This is a genomic window from Taibaiella soli (assembly GCF_003236175.1).
In the GTDB taxonomy this organism is placed as follows: Bacteria; Bacteroidota; Bacteroidia; order Chitinophagales; family Chitinophagaceae; genus QKTW01.
On record NZ_QKTW01000002.1, the window covers coordinates 96587 to 112122 of the forward strand.

Sequence of the window (15536 nt, forward strand, 5' to 3'; positions counted from 1 at the left end):
TTGCTTCGCTTGTCTTAACCATAAACATATCGCACCGCAATGATTAATCAACGAAATAAATGGTTGGCTGTAGCAATTTTTAATTTGCTGGTCGTAGCCTTACTCGGTCTTACTTTGAGAAGCAAAATTCTTTTCAGTATTCCGGGAATTGATTTTGGAAATCTGCTGCAGGCGCATTCACATTTCGCTTTCGGTGGTTGGATAACACTCTGTCTTTTTATTCTAATGGTGTACGAAATTTTGCCTGCAGAAAAAGCCAGGCGGAAAATCTATCAGTGGCTTTTATTTGGGACGGCGTTTTCAGCAACAGGCATGCTTTTTAGCTTTCCATTTCAGGGCTACGGAGCCGTGTCTATCTGTTGCTCTACATTGTTCATTTTCGTTAGCTATATTTTTAGTTGGTGTTTCGCCAGAGATGTTCTCAAAACAGAACGCGGCGACGGCGTTATTCTCTTAAGTATTACAGCTGTCATTTGTTTCGCCATTTCTTCAGTCGGACCATTTACACTGGCTTATATTTTAGCGACACATAAAGCGGGAATGTCCTTGTATAAAGACTCTGTGTACACTTATCTGCATTTTCAATACAACGGTTTTTTTACATTAGCGGTTGTAGCATTGTTTATTAATTATTTTCGTTTACAGTTTAGTGAACATACAAAAAAACAGTTCCGCAGATTTGTAATCGTGCTCACGTTGTCTGTTGCGCCAACCCTTTTTCTTTCATTCTTATGGCATCCGGCTAATACAATTATACGACTGATAGCTTATCTGGGCTGTGTCTTGCTGGCTGCAACGCTCGTGTTTTTTTTCAAAGCCTTCAATACAATAAAGAAGAACGGACTGTCGATAACAAATCCAGTTGCAAAGGTTGTAGGTATTATTTCCTGGATCGCATTTGCATTGAAAACTGCTGTGCAAATTGGCATCGCAGTTCCGGCAATTGGCCATGCTGTTTTTGGTGACAGACCCATTATTATAGGTTATCTGCATTTAGTGATGCTCGGTTTTCTTACGCTGTTCCTTTTGTTTTATCTTATGAATCTCGGTTTTTTTTCGGGTAGTAAAACCTTCAAAGCCGGCATTATTATTTTTTCTGCAGCTGTGATTGCGAATGAAGTTTTTCTGATGGCACAAGGACTTACAGCCATGATCATGATTGGCAGTACTATTTATCCGCTGTTGTTGTGGTTCGCAGCAATCGGGCTGACAACAGGTGCGGCTTTGATTGCATTACCCGCTTTGAAAAATTTTAAATCGAAACTGCAGGCGAGAAACTAAAGGTTTTTTCTCCGGAATATTCTTACAGAAGCAATCAATGGCAGCGCAACCCAGATCAGCAGGCAGGTGCAGGCATATGCGATGCCTATAAATGAACCCAGGAATTTTTTAAATAATGCGCCCGAATAACCCATCATTACAGCAACATCCAGTTTTAATAACACGAGAATACGGCCGAGGTCAATTGGATTGAGTGAGATGAAACCGATTACTGGTTTGTCTATCGGGTAGTCTGAAAAAGAATAGATAAAAGCGAGTAATAGCCCGTCGAAAATCAATGTGAAAAATAAAGCGGTTACGATTGCTGCACCGATTCCTTTTGTTTTATCACTGAATATCACAAATATCAGCAAGCCGATTGCAGAGAAAACAAGTGTTAGAAAAACACCGCTAAGCAGTAACATAAGAGATGCCGGATTAAATGCCAGCATCATCACCGGAACACCAATTCCTATAACATAAGCCGCGGTGAGCGCGGTTGCGACGCCGGTGTAGTTGGCTAATAGCATCGTTTTCCTTTTTACAGGTTGTGCCAGTAACAGTTCAATAAATTCCGAAGAATTGAAGAAATAGATCGTAGAGAAAAGCAGATTGATTAACGGTACAAAAAGCAAGGTGACGTTCAGCAGGCTTAAAATACCCTTGCTGATATTGCCGCTCATTCCCAGTACTGAAAAGGAAAGAATAAACAATACAATTGTGTATACCGCAACCGTTTTGTTTTTGATAAGATCCAGAAGGACGTATTTAACGATGGTTTTCATATGCATATCCGTTTTGCATGATTGCCGCAATTACTTTGTTTAGCCGCTCTTCACCAGTTGATGCTCTTAGTTCTTCCGCCGTTTTATAGAAAACAAGCGCTCCATCCTGGAGATACATCACATGGCTGGTGATTTCGTCAAGATCGCTGATGACGTGCGATGTAATAAGTATCAGTTTGCCATTGTCGCGCTCCAGCGCAATTTTGTTTTTCAGTATTTCACTTGCCACAGGATCCAGGCCGGCGGTGGGTTCATCCATAATGAGCAGATTTGGCCGAAACAGAAATGCAAGACAGGCACTTACTTTTTGACGTGTTCCTCCGGAAAGGCTTTTCATAGTTTTATGTTCAATGGCACGCAGCGAAAACCGTTCAATCAATTCTTCGTCGTAGCTGTTTACGTCTTTTCGCATTTCCTTGAGCATGCGGATGACCTGACGGATAGTCATATTCTCCGGGTAACGGCCGATTTGCGGCATGTAGCCGATGTCTGCCTTGTAGGCCCAGTCTTTTTTTACATCGTGTCCGTTGACTTTAATAACGCCTGATTCCGCAATCACGAGACCCAGAATAGATTTGATAAGCGTTGTTTTGCCAGATCCGTTAGGGCCAAGCAATGAAACTGTTTGCCCTTTGTAAAATGCAGCACTGATATCGTTCAGTGCGTAGAATTTTCCGTATCGTTTGGTCAGATTTTCAATTTTAATCATAGCGCTATTTTCCTCATTGCGGGATGGTCATCTTTAAGTTTGTCGGGTGTCAGTGTGGGTAATACCTTTTCTACTTCGTCAAGTACATTGGTAAAAACGCTGTGGTAAAGGATCATAGCGGGCGGAATTTTTTCCGTCACTACCGAATACATACTTACGGGATAGTAGGGTACATCTCCTATGTTGTCTTTATTCAGATCATAACCATCATATTTATCCCAGAAATTTCTGTCAAAATAGTTGAGCATCAATGTGCCATTGGTCGCAACGTCAAACGAGTTACCTAGAAAATTGTTTTCATTAAAATTGCTGCCGCTGCAACTGGCCTGTACACGCAACGCCCATCCGTTATCTTCTATTAAGTTACGCTTTACATCAACACGAGTTGTTCCTTCCATGTAAATGGCGACTGTATTTTTTATAAAGCGATTATGGAGGATTTTGCTGTCAGTAATGTCTTTCAGGAGCAAACCATACGCAGCTTCACCCCAGTTGTGCGTGAAGATATTGTCGGTCATCAGCACATGATTGGAATACATGACCGCAACGCCAGCGCCGTTATCCTGAAATACATTTTTACTGTAAGCGTCATTATTGGAAAACATAAAGTGCAATCCGTATCGCAGATTATGTTCTGACCGGTTGGATAAAATTTTTGAATCGGTCACAAATTCAAAATAGATGCCGTCTCTGTGTCCGGAAACAACATTGTTATTAATAAGCAGATTGCCCGATTTCCAGGCATGAATGCCATTGCCGCCGTTTATCTCGTTGGCAATAGTTGATTGAACAAGGTTATTGCTTACCGTGCACGCCGTCGAATTCTGGAGATAGATACCAAAGCTGTTATTGATCAGTTTGCAGTTGAATATACGCACGCCTTTAGCATTGATCACTTTAATGCCCGCCATATCCGTAACCGCAGTACGACCGGTATTGGAAACCTGAATGCCCTGGATGAAAACGGAATCGTGCTGTATGAGAAACCCCTGATACTTGCTAACCGCGTCAATAATGGCGTTAGGCTCACCAAGAATGGTTATTCTTTTATTTACCACAATATCATGTTGTAGATATTTGCCGGCGGTAATGAATAGCGTATCGCCGTCGTGCGCTACATTTATCGCTGATTGAATAGATATGCTGCCGGAAGATACTTTGAAAAGTTTTCCGAATCCCGTTGCCGGAAAAAGGAACAAAATGGTGAGCAGAAGAATTTGGGTTGAACGTAAGCGCTGAACTTTCATTTGAGATCATTCCAGGTGAGGATATTGCTTTGCAATTGTGCGGCTACGTCCTGAGCAGCAGCGTTCGACTCAAAGGCCGCGTAGTTACCGTTCATCGGTGTATGGAGTGTCTCGCTGTGTATGTATTTTGCCTGGTAAGCATCGAGAAACTTGTCATCGGGTGCTGCGTAGTTAGCGATAAATAGCCGTGCATTCTTGCCGGCATTACTATTTTGTTTTAGCCACTGAAGCAGACACCCCAAATCATCAAACTTATAAGGCTTACCTTTTTCAGTAAGTAATTCACAGGCAAACCGTTTGTCGACGATCGTCATCTTGCAATGTTCACAAGGATCTTTTCCATAGGTGATCGGCTCGAATTCGGATTTGCAGCCCATGAGGTAAATGGCTGCGATCAGCAACGCTATGTATCTCATTTCTTTGCTTTTTTTAATTCCAAAAATGTAATGATCACCAGCATCACACCAGCTGCGATATAAAACCAGCCTCCGACATGCGGTTGCGAAAGCGCTTCAAAATTCAACATCTTTTTATAGCCTAGTAATGGCGGTTGATAAGACATTCCGGGAACTTTGATAGGCGCTTCGGGATTAAGATTGTGTCCGTAATTATATTCCCATTTATAGAAATCGTAAAATGAAAATACTGCGATAAATAAGAAAATGACAGTCCATAAATAATAGCCGATTTTCCGGTTCACGATAAAAACGATCACGCCAATTCCCATAAATGCCAGCATCGTCGCAGGCAAAAAAACAAACTCGGCGAAATCTTTTTTGTGAATGGAACTCATGCCGATATAATGGTTCAGACCATTGATAATATCGACGTCACCTGTAATATTGTTGATCCAGATTTGCATAGACAACCCGCCAGGATATTGGGGGGCACGCAGATCTATTTGCCACATTGGGAAAAACCAGAGTGTAGCGAGGAATAAGATAACAACGATGACGCTAATTCTGCCTGAGATGGTGAGTTTTTTCATTCGGTAGAAATAATACAGGCAGCGAATCGCTCGCTGCCTGTGATAAACGGATCATTTATTTTGCCGAAGCAGTAGTGTCGATAACTCCGGTTCCGAATTTCAGCGGAACATTACTTCCTTTAGCAGATACTCTTAAGTAGCCAGACATTTCCTGGTGTAAAGCCGAGCAAAAGTCGGTACAATAGTATGGATAAATACCTTGTTTCTGAGGAGAGAACCGAAGCGTTGCCGTTTCTCCTGGCATGACGAGCAACTCGGCATCCGGATTATTTTTAATCGCAAATCCATGTGGCAGATCCCAATCCTGTTCCAGATTTGTTACGTGAAAGTATACGTCATCGCCAACGTAAACGCCTTCAATATTATCAGGCACCAGATGCGAACGAATAGCAGTCATATAAACATCTACACGATTGCCGTTACGAACAACATTGGCTTTTTTCTCGCCCATTGTCACGTATTGGTTGCCATTTTTATTGATGTCATAGAATTTGACTTGTTTGTCTTTGATGAGTGCAGCAGGGCAAGCCTGTCCGTAGTGCGGTTCGCCGATCGTTGGGAAGTCAAGAATCAGCTGCATTTTATCACCTGAAATATCGTACAGCTGTGCAGACTGGCAAAGCTCCGGACCCGTTGGCAGGTACCTGTCTTTGGTGATTTTATTGTAAGCCACGAGATATTTGCCGTATGGTTTTCTGGTATCCCCACCAGGTACCATCAGGTGACCAACTGAATAGTAAGTCGGTGCACGATCCAATACCTGCAGGTCTTTGAGTCGCCATTTTACCACTTCTGAAGAAAGGAACATGGAAGTATAGGCATTGCCTTTATCATCAAATTCAGTATGCAACGGACCAAGCCCTGGTTTTTGCACTTCGCCATGCAAAGCCGCTTCGTATTTGATTACCGGAATGCCATAGAAATCTCCGTCAAATGCTTTATCCTGAATTGCCTTTTGAAATTTTGCAAAAGAGAATACCGGAATCAGCGCTGCGAGTTTACCACTGCCCACAAAATATTCACCGGTAGGATCTACGTCACAACCATGCGGCGATTTTGGACATGGAATCATATAAACCATATCCGGACAGTCTTTCGGATCCAGCACCAAAACATCATGCTCAATTACAGACGTAGCAGTTTGTTTAGCTTCATCGTAAGTATTATGCGCATAATCTGCGGCCATTTTTTTGCCTTTGCCGGCTTTTGCATATTCTTCCGCTTTTTTCCAGTTTACAGCAACAATAAAGTCTTTGTCTTTCTGCGAAGCGTTTACTTCGAGTAATGTATAAGCTTGTTCAGTATTGTAGCAGGAGAAGAAAAACCAATCGTGCGAAGGGCCTTTACCAGCATGGCTCAGATCAAGGTTCATGCCCGGTAATACGATCTGGAAAGCCAGATTCATGTGTCCGGTATTTTTATCAACGCTGATAAAAGAGGCTGTACTCCTGAAATTCTTTTTAAACGAACTGATCGGTACATCTTCGTCACCCATCGGAACGGAAAAGCGGGTACCGGCCACCACATACTCTGTATTCTCTGTAATAAAAGGAGATGAGTGGTTACCCGCACTATTCGGTATTTGCAGTATTTCTGCGGTTTTAAATGTCGTTAGGTCAATACGGGCGACACGAGGTGTATTGTTAGCATTGGCAAATAGCCATTTTCCATCGTGCTCGCCGTTTGTTTGGGATAGATCTAAGTGGTGCTGATCATCCCACGGAATCTCGCCGAAAGTTGTGTTCAGCATAGCCTTCGTTTCTTCGTTATAACCCCAGCCATTTTCAGGGTTTTTGGAGAATACCGGTATTACTTTTAAAAGCCGTCCTGATGGCAGCCCATACACGCTTACCTGTCCACTGAATCCTCCGGAGACAAAATTGTAGAATTCATCGTATTTGCCCGGTGCAACGTAAACCTTACTGGCGGCATCTCCGACAACTGCAGCTTCTGCAGATTTCATTTTACAGGAGGGGGTGGTGGTGTAAAGTGAAATTGTACAGAGTGTGATTATGATTTTTTTCATTGAAAAATATTGAAGGGATCAATTAATTTTTATTGTCGTTGCTTCTCATAAATTCCAACACATTTCTGGCGTCATTGTCGCTCAAATTCTGATTGGGCATCCTAACCATACAAACTTCCAGCATGGCTTGTGCCTGTGCATCTTTGTTGATCATCTCGTCGGTGTTGGTAACAAAATTCATAATCCATTCGGGGCGTCTCCGGTCCGTAACACCTTTCCATCCCGGACCTACAAGCTTTTCGCTGGTAAGTTTATGGCAGGAGCCACACTTTATATCGTAGATGCTTTTTCCGGCGGTAATCATTTGTTGGTCGAGTGGATGAGTGAGGGTAACGTTTGTAAATTTCCCCTGACCGATTGCGCTTGACGAAGTATCTCTGACTACTTTTTCCTGACTGCTTTCCTGCTTCGGACTGAAGTGACAGCTTGCCAGAATGAGTGCGCAGATACTTGCAGCGAAAAGGTTTCGTTTGCTAAAAAAAGCGTTAGTTCTTGCCATCGTTCTTCCTCATGAATTCAAGAATTTCCATTGCCTGCTGATCATTGAGATTTTGGTTGGGCATTTTAACCATACAGATTTCCATCATCTTTTGTGCGGTCGCATCTTTATCAATCATCTCGTCTGTGTTGGTTACAAAATTCAAGATCCATTCCGGTGTACGTCTGTCGGTAACACCTTTCCATCCCGGACCTACCAGTTTTTCCTCGGTGAGCTTGTGGCAGGAGCCGCATTTCACATCATAGGTTGCTTTACCAGCGTCAACGAGTTTTTGATCGAGCGGATGGTTGAGCTTTACATCTTTGAACTTTCCTATTCCTTTTGATGTAGTGTTATCACTTGGAACTTCACCTGGTTTGTTGGCTAAGGAATCACCGGGCTCTTGGACGTATTGGCCTGGAGGAGGGTTGCTGGGAGCCTTTTCGGTATTTGATCCGCAGCTGTAGATCATGCTAGCGCTTATTGCGAATGCAAGTAATAAATAATATTTCCGTGCCATTGCAAATAATTTAGTATGTCAAATATACATATAATTTTATGCAATGTTTTATGATATCTATCATGTATTCCTTGATAAGTATCATGTTTGTTGCTGTTTTTTTTGTTATAGTGTATTGAAAAAGAACAGCCCACACAGTTTGTGCGGGCTGTTCTTTTTGGTATGGTCAGGTAACGGCTTAACAGCAGTCCCAATTGAAATAAGCTTTATCGAAACGCTTATTTTTCAGGTCTTCTATATTAATGAACACATTGGCTACACCACTGTCACCAAACATAATTTTCCGGTCAGAATCAACCTGTAAAAGCAATACATCGTCTTTAGATTTATCGTCGTTGCTTCTTGGGTCTTCTTGTGTAAAAGAAGCGTATCCGCCAATTTTATGGCCTGTGATGTAAAACAGATTTTCCAGTTCCTCCATTTCCGCCTGCGGCAAAGTCTCCTGATAATCATCATAGCTTTTTCCACCGAAGGTGACGTCAAATCTAAAATCGCAAACACTACCGTATTCAGTTTCTTTTCTGAATTCAAGTTTATGCTCACATTCGATCGGGCTCTCGTCAAAAAGATTTGGCTTTAGAAAACCGAAATTTGTTTGGAAATTATCTGTAACTGCTTCATGAAAAAGCACTTTATAATCCTTCATTTCATCCCATTTGGTTGGATGCACAAACAATTGTAAAATGCCTTCAGCAGGGTAGTTCTCAAGTGCCGGTGCTTCTGCAAAATTGATTTGTGCGAGCATGATCAAAGGTTTGCCGTCGGTGCCTTTAGGATAATCCATTCCTACAGGCAAATAAGGTTGTCCTAAAAATTTACTTTGCGTGATCGCTAGTTTTTCACCATTGGCAAGCGGCGTAGCTTTTATTTTAATGGTATCAAGCTTACGTTTTTCTATTTCTGACTGAAATGGCGCTAAAAATGCAGGAATCATCTCGTATTTTTTTGCAATGATACGGCCTAAAGCTCAAAGCCTAAAGCGCAGTGTCTGGAGTACAAGACGTGAAACATTTTTGTAAAAAAACAAAGTCTTAGACCTTAAGCTTTGAGTTTTATGCTTTTAAAATGAAAAGCAGCCGGGAAAGACTTCCCGGCTGCTGCATTTCTACTGGAGGAATTAAGCTGAAAGCCTAAAGCTCAAAACCAAAGGCTATTATGGGATAACACAGCTTTAGGCATTCAGCTTTGAGCTAAACATTGCCATAAGAATTAGACTGTCCGCCATCGATCGCAATCGTCTGACCATTGACGTAGCTACAATCTTCACTCAGCAGAAATACCACCAATTTCCCTACTTCTTCAGGTAAGCCCAGACGTTTAGTTGGATTCGCCTGTGCATACTCTGCTTCCGCTTTTTTAGGATCTGCAGGATTTACTTGTTTAAATGCTTCGGCTACCATTGGCGTAAGAATCGCGCCCGGCGCAATTGCATTCGTCAGGATACCATCGCGGCCATATTCAAGCGCAGCATTTTTAGTCATACCAGAAACTGCGTGTTTGCTGGCCACATAAGGCGTTTGATTGAGTACACCTCTGATCCCGCCCACAGAAGCTACATTCACGATGCGGCCATAATTCTGTTTTTGCATCACCGGAATGATGTAACGCATACCATAATAAACGCCCAACAGATTAATGTCGATCACTTTTTTGAAGATGTCCACATCATAATCTGCCATTGGCGCCTGGCGACCTTCAATACCGGCATTGTTGTAAAAGCCGTCGATGCGGCCGTATTTTTTCACTGTTTCGTCCACATATTTTTTCACTGCTGTTTCGTCAGATACATCTGCAACTGTGGTCAGTATTTTTGCATCAGGATACTGTTCGAGGATTGTTTTCTCTGCTTTTGCCAACAGATCGGCATTGTAGTCGATTAAAGAAAGCAACGCGCCATTTCTAGCGGCTTCCAGTGCTGTGGCATATCCGAGGCCCATTGCAGCACCCGTAATTATGATTACTTTATCTTTTAACTTTCCCATTGTTTGTGTGTTTTAATTTTTGAAAATTGAATAAGGCTTATGCCTGAGAAGCACCGTCTACAAGGTTAATTGTACCTGAAACGAATTTGCTGTCATCGGAAGCCAGGAACACCACCATATCGGCGATCTCTTCCGGTTGCGCGTAACGGCCAAATGGAATTGTGCTTTCAATTGCTTTTTTAGCTGCAGCACCTTCACCATGACCAAAGCCATCTTCCAGCGAACGCATCATGCGGTTATCTACAGCACTTGGATTCACCGTATTGACACGTATTTTTCTTGGAGCTGCTTCCAGCGCCATTGTACGCATCGTGCCAATTACAGCGTGTTTGCTCGTATTGTATGCGCTTGTACCCGCGCTGCCAATCACACCTGCAACGGATGATGTAATGATAATACTACCACCATCGTTCATCTGCGGCAATACATATTTACAGCCAAGCCATACACCTTTTACGTTTACGGCAATTACTTTATCAAACACTTCTTCAGGATATTCTTCAATAGGTTTTACCACACCTTCAATGCCGGCATTGTTGAAGAAAATATCAATCTTGCCCAGGCGTTTTACGGTTTCATCCGCATATTTCTGTACCTCTGCGCTTTTGGTAACATCGGCTACTATATAACTTACATCCGGACTATTCAGATCTTTTACTGTTTTCTGAAGATTTTCTTCCTGCAGGTCAACCAAAACAACTTTGGCACCCTGGGCAAGAAATTTCTTTGCAGTAGCAGCACCGATAGATCCTGCACCACCTGTGATAATGGCCACTTTATTTGCTAATCTGTTCATCTTTATGAAATTTATTTGGATTAAAATTTGATGACATAAAGTTCCCAAGTGTGCAGCGAAAGAAGCCGCACAAAATGGCTGATGATTAGCACTATTTGAACATCTGACCTTTAGGCTGGAATATGCAGACCTTCTTTCTGTCTGAATTGTTCGGGTGTGAGACCCGTATGTTTTTTGAAGAAGCGGGCAAAATAGGATTGGTCGGTAAAGCCCAGATTATAAGCGATTTCTTTGATAGAAAACTCACCGTGAAATAGCTCACGTTTGGCTTCAATCAAGAGCAATTGATAGAGTAGCTGGCTCATGGTCATGCCCGCTTTTTCGCGCAGTATTTCGTTGATGCGCTTGGTGGTGAGTCCTATCTGACGTGCATAAAATTCAGCTGATCTGTTTTCCTTGTAGTGTGTTTCCATTAATTGGAAAAGCTTGACCATGCGTGTATCTTCTCCGGCTGCAATAGAAAAACGATGTTGTCCGAATCGATAAAGATGTAAAAGAAAGGCAGTCGTGTATTTGAGCAGCATGTTCAAATCTGCAGGTCCTTTACATTCCAGTAAAATCAGCTCAAAAAGATGGTTCATCGGCCGTAGCATCTCCGCTGGAATCTGTACACCTTCATTTTCAAACGGCAGAAATAATTGCCTTAAAAACGGTTCTTCAATGCGATGAAAAAACGAATCAGGAAAAACAATGGTTTTAGCTTTGGGCAAAGCTTCAGATGGAATGGAATGAATCTGGTTTTTACCGACGAAGTAGACCATATCTTTTTTGATCGGGTAGCGCTCAAAGTCGATATAATGCACGCCTTTATTTTCCGTAAACCAGATAATCGCGAAGAAATCGATACGGTGGCTCGGTATATGTTCTCCAAACGCAGTACGCTTGTCCGAAGCCATAAATTGCTGCTCCGGAAGAATATGCATCGGTATACCGTCGACTTTTTTCATTAGTATTAAGTTAGAAGTCAAAATTCAAAAGTCAAAATTCAAAAGTCAAAATTCAAAATATTCGCGCGGGTTTCCACGTAAAGGCGCAGACTTTGCTCACGGCGGCACGGCGGGCAAAGCTGGTTTTAATATACTCATGTCATGGCGAAGTATGAAGCCATCTGCACGAAATGAAGAGTCTTGCGTTTGTCATGCTGAGCCGAGACGAAGCATAGACCTGCATAGCGCCGACTGTCAAATGCAAGTCAATTGTCCATTATCTACTGTCAATTGTCAATTTTGCAAAGTATTATTGAGGTGTGAACCTTCGCGTAAAAATATTCCTTGCCCTTCTTCTTTCCCTGCAAAGCTTTTTCAGCTACGGACAAGTAAAGAAACAAAGGTGTGGAAATGTGGCGTGCGATAGCTTTTGTGTTTTTGAGGAAGACAAAAAGCTAAAACTACCGTCGCTGTTGAAATCGAAGGATAGCCTTTATTTTAGGTATTATACCAACTGCAACGTGGTAGATGTCTGGTCAAAAGATGGTGTTTCTTTTTACGGAATGGCGACTACCTACACTTACGAACCTTACAATAAGAAAAGAAAGATAAGGAAATCGCGGAAGTATCATTTTGTAAAAATGGCCCTGGACTCAGCTACAGCTGCGCTGGTATATAATCTGAGTTGCGGCATTGCATCCATTCCCACAGGCGATAGTATTAAAGACGATAAGATTGGTAGCGTAGATGGCTCTTATCGCATATTTGTGAGCTCGACTCCTTTTTGTATTTGTCAAAAAAGATATTGGAGCGGAAGCGAACAACAAAATTTATTGGTAACGCCAACTACTGACGCAATTGATTCAGTTTTGAATCTAACCCAAAGACGTGACAGGTTTATTGCCCATTTGAAACCCTGGCATTTCTATTACCGGGACGAAATGACGGTTATATCGTTTCATTTGTAAAATAAACATACCAAATTTCTTGCAGGTAGCTTCACTCTTCCCAAAGACATGAGCATATAAACGTTGCACGAAGGTCCCCAGATAATTCGGACCACTCGTGCTGAGCGTTCTCCTCCTTCGGAGGAGTTAGAGGAGGCCTTTATTTAAACTTCAGCGTCTGCAGCATATGATCAATGTCTTTTCTCAGGAACTCATTGATCGGGCGCAGCGAATCTGCATTCGGTGTCACATTAAAATAAAGCGCGCCGCGCAGGAAGTTTTTAGAAGAGTCCGTTGCGAAGAATTGGTACGCAGAAGCGGCATTACCGCCCACGTCATACAGCACACCAGATACATTATTTTTATTGTGAAAAGCTGGTGTATTAATATAATCCGCTTTTTTATCGTGGTAATAAGAAAGCTCATAACTGTCCTCCAGCAGCTTACTCAGCGGCGTGGCAGGCGTAATTTGCTTATAGCTCAGATAAATGCGGCCGCCCAGCGTCGGGAAATCCACGTTGATCCAAAACGGATTTTTATCAGCCGAATCCTGCGTAATCTTTCCATAAACCGGATATTCAAAACTATACGGAAATCCCGCCGAGTCGAAATTTTTATACGCATGCTCCGGAAAATCCACCCGGTAATAACCACGCGGTTTTGGAATATAAGTATCAGGACGACAAGCTGTAAAGAATAAAACAGAAATAATAACTGCGGCTAAAATCCGGGACATGGCTCCAAAACTATGAATTTTAGCGAAAAACGAAAGCCCTTTATTGACTCTTGCCGCTTTTTGTTAGTTTTGCACCCTGAATTAGTTAAATCCTTATTTTATGCAAGAAGATCAACAACAAGGTCAGCAACTGAACATAGAACTCACTGAGGAAATGGCAGATGGCCAGTACGCAAATCTCGCGATCGTAAACTCTTCATTCGCCGAATTCGTAATCGATTTCATCAACGTGATGCCTAACGTGCCGAAAGCAAAAGTTAAATCACGTATGGTAATGTCTCCGCTGCACGCAAAACGCCTTATGCTTGCCCTCATCGACAACGTAAAACGTTTTGAAGCTGCAAACGGTGTTATTAAAGACCAGGAATCTGTTGGAATGCCATTTACAGTAGGCCAGACAGGTCAGGCGTAAACCGTTCAGAAATTATTTCGGAAGGGGCCTGTATAATTCTAAACGATTGTCCGGGCCCCTTACCGCTATTATAACTTCAGTGGCGTTGGCACCATTCATCCGCAACAACCCTGTTCAGCCTTTCCCTGGGAAATAACAATTCAGCAAATACAAAAACATTTTTCAGACTTCAGATGAACGATAAAATCCTCATACTCGACTTCGGTTCACAATACACGCAGCTTATCGCGCGCAGTATCCGCGAACTCAACATCTATTGCGAAATCCAGCCTTGTACCAAACCAGTACAGTACGAAGCCAACCTCAAAGGCATTATCCTTTCCGGTAGCCCGTTTTCTGTAAATGATGCTACAGCGCCAAAGCCAGACATCAAAGCTATGGCCGATCATCTGCCGGTTTTGGGTGTTTGCTATGGTGCGCAACTGATCGCACAGCAGTCGGGCGGGGAAGTAGGTAAGTCTACACACCGCGAATACGGCCGTGCACACCTCCAATCCATCATTTCAGATCCTTTGCTCGCTACGATCAATGAAGGTTCTCAGGTTTGGATGAGCCATAGCGACTCCGTAAAACATCTGCCAGAAGGCTTTACCGTAATCGCTAAAACAGAAAGCATTCCGGTAGCGGCTTACAAAGCAAAAGCAGACTACGCGAAAAATGCAGTTTACGGTATCCAGTTCCACCCGGAAGTAACACACAGCACAGACGGTAAACAACTGTTGAAAAACTTCGTAGTAGATGTTTGCGGCGCAAAACAAGACTGGACGCCTGCTACATTCATTCAGGAAACGGTACAGCGCATCAAAGATCAGGTTGGTAACGGTAAAGTGGTAATGGCGCTCAGCGGCGGTGTAGATTCTACAGTAGCTGCAACGCTGATCAGCCGCGCAGTTGGCGAAAATCTCTACTGTATTTTCGTAGACAACGGTCTCCTCCGCAAAAACGAATTTGAGCAAGTTCTTGACGGTTACAAACACCTCGGTTTAAATACAAAAGGCATCGATGCCCGCGAACGCTTCTACACGGAGCTCGCTGGTGTTACCGATCCTGAGAAAAAACGTAAGATCATCGGTCGTTTGTTCATCGATGTATTCCACGATGAAGCAATTAAAATCCAGGATGTACATTTCCTCGGTCAGGGTACTATCTACCCGGATGTGATCGAATCAGTTTCCGTTCACGGTCCTTCTGTTACCATCAAATCGCATCACAACGTAGGTGGTCTGCCAGAGATCATGCATATGGATCTCGTAGAGCCGCTGCGTTTCCTGTTTAAAGACGAAGTACGCCGTGTAGGCCGCGAACTGGGTATTGATCAGATGTTCCTTGGTCGCCATCCATTCCCTGGTCCTGGTCTCGGTATCCGTATCCTCGGCGCCGTATCCGAAGACAAAGTACAAATGCTGCAGGAAGCAGATGCTATCTATACACAGGCACTCCGCGATCACGATCTGTACGACAAAGTTTGGCAGGCTGGCGCAATCCTGTTGCCGGTACAGAGCGTAGGTGTTATGGGCGACGAACGTACTTATGAATTTACTGTTGCACTTCGCGCTGTAACTTCTGTAGACGGTATGACCGCTGACTGGGCACATTTGCCGCACAGCTTCCTCGCTAAAGTATCCAACGATATCATCAACCAGGTAAAAGGAATCAATCGCGTGGTTTATGATATCAGCTCAAAGCCACCGGCTACTATTGAGTGGGAATAGTTTTTGCTATAC

Annotated in this window: 17 protein-coding genes; 4 read left to right on the forward strand and 13 right to left on the reverse strand. The window is 43.0% G+C overall.

Going from position 1 to position 15536, the window contains the following annotated elements; genetic code table 11:
- Positions 1–39 precede the first annotated feature (39 nt).
- On the forward strand, positions 40–1281 hold the full coding sequence (locus DN068_RS00750) for a hypothetical protein (RefSeq protein ID WP_110996964.1): 1242 nt from the start codon (positions 40–42) through the stop codon (positions 1279–1281).
- Here the strand turns inward: DN068_RS00750 and DN068_RS00755 are convergent.
- From DN068_RS00755 to DN068_RS00810, 12 genes are all read right to left on the reverse strand, one after another.
- Positions 1278–2045 (reverse strand): ABC transporter permease, encoded by a 768-nt coding sequence (locus tag DN068_RS00755; protein ID WP_110996965.1) that lies wholly within the window; start codon positions 2043–2045, stop codon positions 1278–1280. The two genes, DN068_RS00750 and DN068_RS00755, sit on opposite strands and share 4 nt — an antisense overlap.
- Positions 2029–2754, reverse strand: a complete 726-nt coding sequence (locus DN068_RS00760) for an ABC transporter ATP-binding protein (RefSeq protein ID WP_110996966.1) — start codon at positions 2752–2754, stop codon at positions 2029–2031. The genes DN068_RS00755 and DN068_RS00760 overlap by 17 nt, the downstream gene beginning before the upstream one ends.
- Positions 2751–4001, reverse strand: a complete 1251-nt coding sequence (gene nosD, locus DN068_RS00765) for a nitrous oxide reductase family maturation protein NosD (RefSeq protein ID WP_110996967.1) — start codon at positions 3999–4001, stop codon at positions 2751–2753. Before nosD ends, DN068_RS00760 begins: the two co-directional genes overlap by 4 nt.
- A complete protein-coding gene (locus DN068_RS00770) occupies positions 3998–4417 on the reverse strand; it encodes a nitrous oxide reductase accessory protein NosL (RefSeq protein ID WP_110996968.1) in 420 nt (139 codons plus the stop codon). Before DN068_RS00770 ends, nosD begins: the two co-directional genes overlap by 4 nt.
- Positions 4414–4989, reverse strand: coding sequence for a hypothetical protein (locus tag DN068_RS00775; protein ID WP_110996969.1), 576 nt, complete (start codon positions 4987–4989; stop codon positions 4414–4416). The genes DN068_RS00770 and DN068_RS00775 overlap by 4 nt, the downstream gene beginning before the upstream one ends.
- Before the next feature lie 55 nt (positions 4990–5044).
- Positions 5045–7015, reverse strand: a complete 1971-nt coding sequence (gene nosZ, locus DN068_RS00780) for a Sec-dependent nitrous-oxide reductase (protein ID WP_110996970.1) — start codon at positions 7013–7015, stop codon at positions 5045–5047.
- A gap of 22 nt (positions 7016–7037) precedes the next feature.
- Positions 7038–7514 (reverse strand): c-type cytochrome, encoded by a 477-nt coding sequence (locus tag DN068_RS00785; RefSeq protein WP_110996971.1) that lies wholly within the window; start codon positions 7512–7514, stop codon positions 7038–7040.
- Complete coding sequence (locus DN068_RS00790; protein ID WP_243630017.1) at positions 7501–8013, reverse strand: c-type cytochrome; 513 nt, start codon at positions 8011–8013, stop codon at positions 7501–7503. The genes DN068_RS00785 and DN068_RS00790 overlap by 14 nt, the downstream gene beginning before the upstream one ends.
- A gap of 178 nt (positions 8014–8191) precedes the next feature.
- A complete protein-coding gene (locus DN068_RS00795; protein WP_110996972.1) occupies positions 8192–8947 on the reverse strand; it encodes a YwqG family protein in 756 nt (251 codons plus the stop codon).
- 256 nt (positions 8948–9203) lie between these two features.
- A complete protein-coding gene (locus DN068_RS00800) occupies positions 9204–9995 on the reverse strand; it encodes an SDR family oxidoreductase (RefSeq protein WP_110996973.1) in 792 nt (263 codons plus the stop codon).
- Between the two features lie 37 nt (positions 9996–10032).
- Positions 10033–10791: an SDR family NAD(P)-dependent oxidoreductase gene (locus DN068_RS00805; RefSeq protein WP_110996974.1), complete on the reverse strand. Its 759-nt coding sequence runs from the start codon at positions 10789–10791 to the stop codon at positions 10033–10035.
- 110 nt (positions 10792–10901) lie between these two features.
- Entirely contained in the window at positions 10902–11738 is an 837-nt protein-coding gene (locus DN068_RS00810) for a helix-turn-helix domain-containing protein (protein ID WP_207798825.1), read from the reverse strand.
- A 452-nt stretch (positions 11739–12190) separates the two neighbouring features.
- Here DN068_RS00810 and DN068_RS00815 point away from each other — a divergent pair, with 452 nt between their 5' ends.
- Entirely contained in the window at positions 12191–12685 is a 495-nt protein-coding gene (locus DN068_RS00815) for a hypothetical protein (protein WP_123985174.1), read from the forward strand.
- A 139-nt stretch (positions 12686–12824) separates the two neighbouring features.
- Here the strand turns inward: DN068_RS00815 and gldD are convergent, their stop codons facing one another.
- Positions 12825–13400, reverse strand: a complete 576-nt coding sequence (gene gldD / locus DN068_RS00820; RefSeq protein WP_110996976.1) for a gliding motility lipoprotein GldD — start codon at positions 13398–13400, stop codon at positions 12825–12827.
- A 100-nt stretch (positions 13401–13500) separates the two neighbouring features.
- Between gldD and DN068_RS00825 the strand changes: the two genes are divergently transcribed.
- Both DN068_RS00825 and guaA read left to right on the forward strand, forming a co-directional pair.
- Positions 13501–13812: a DUF3467 domain-containing protein gene (locus DN068_RS00825; RefSeq protein ID WP_110996977.1), complete on the forward strand. Its 312-nt coding sequence runs from the start codon at positions 13501–13503 to the stop codon at positions 13810–13812.
- A 173-nt stretch (positions 13813–13985) separates the two neighbouring features.
- Positions 13986–15524, forward strand: a complete 1539-nt coding sequence (gene guaA, locus DN068_RS00830) for a glutamine-hydrolyzing GMP synthase (protein ID WP_110996978.1) — start codon at positions 13986–13988, stop codon at positions 15522–15524.
- The last annotated feature ends 12 nt before the right edge of the window (positions 15525–15536 follow it).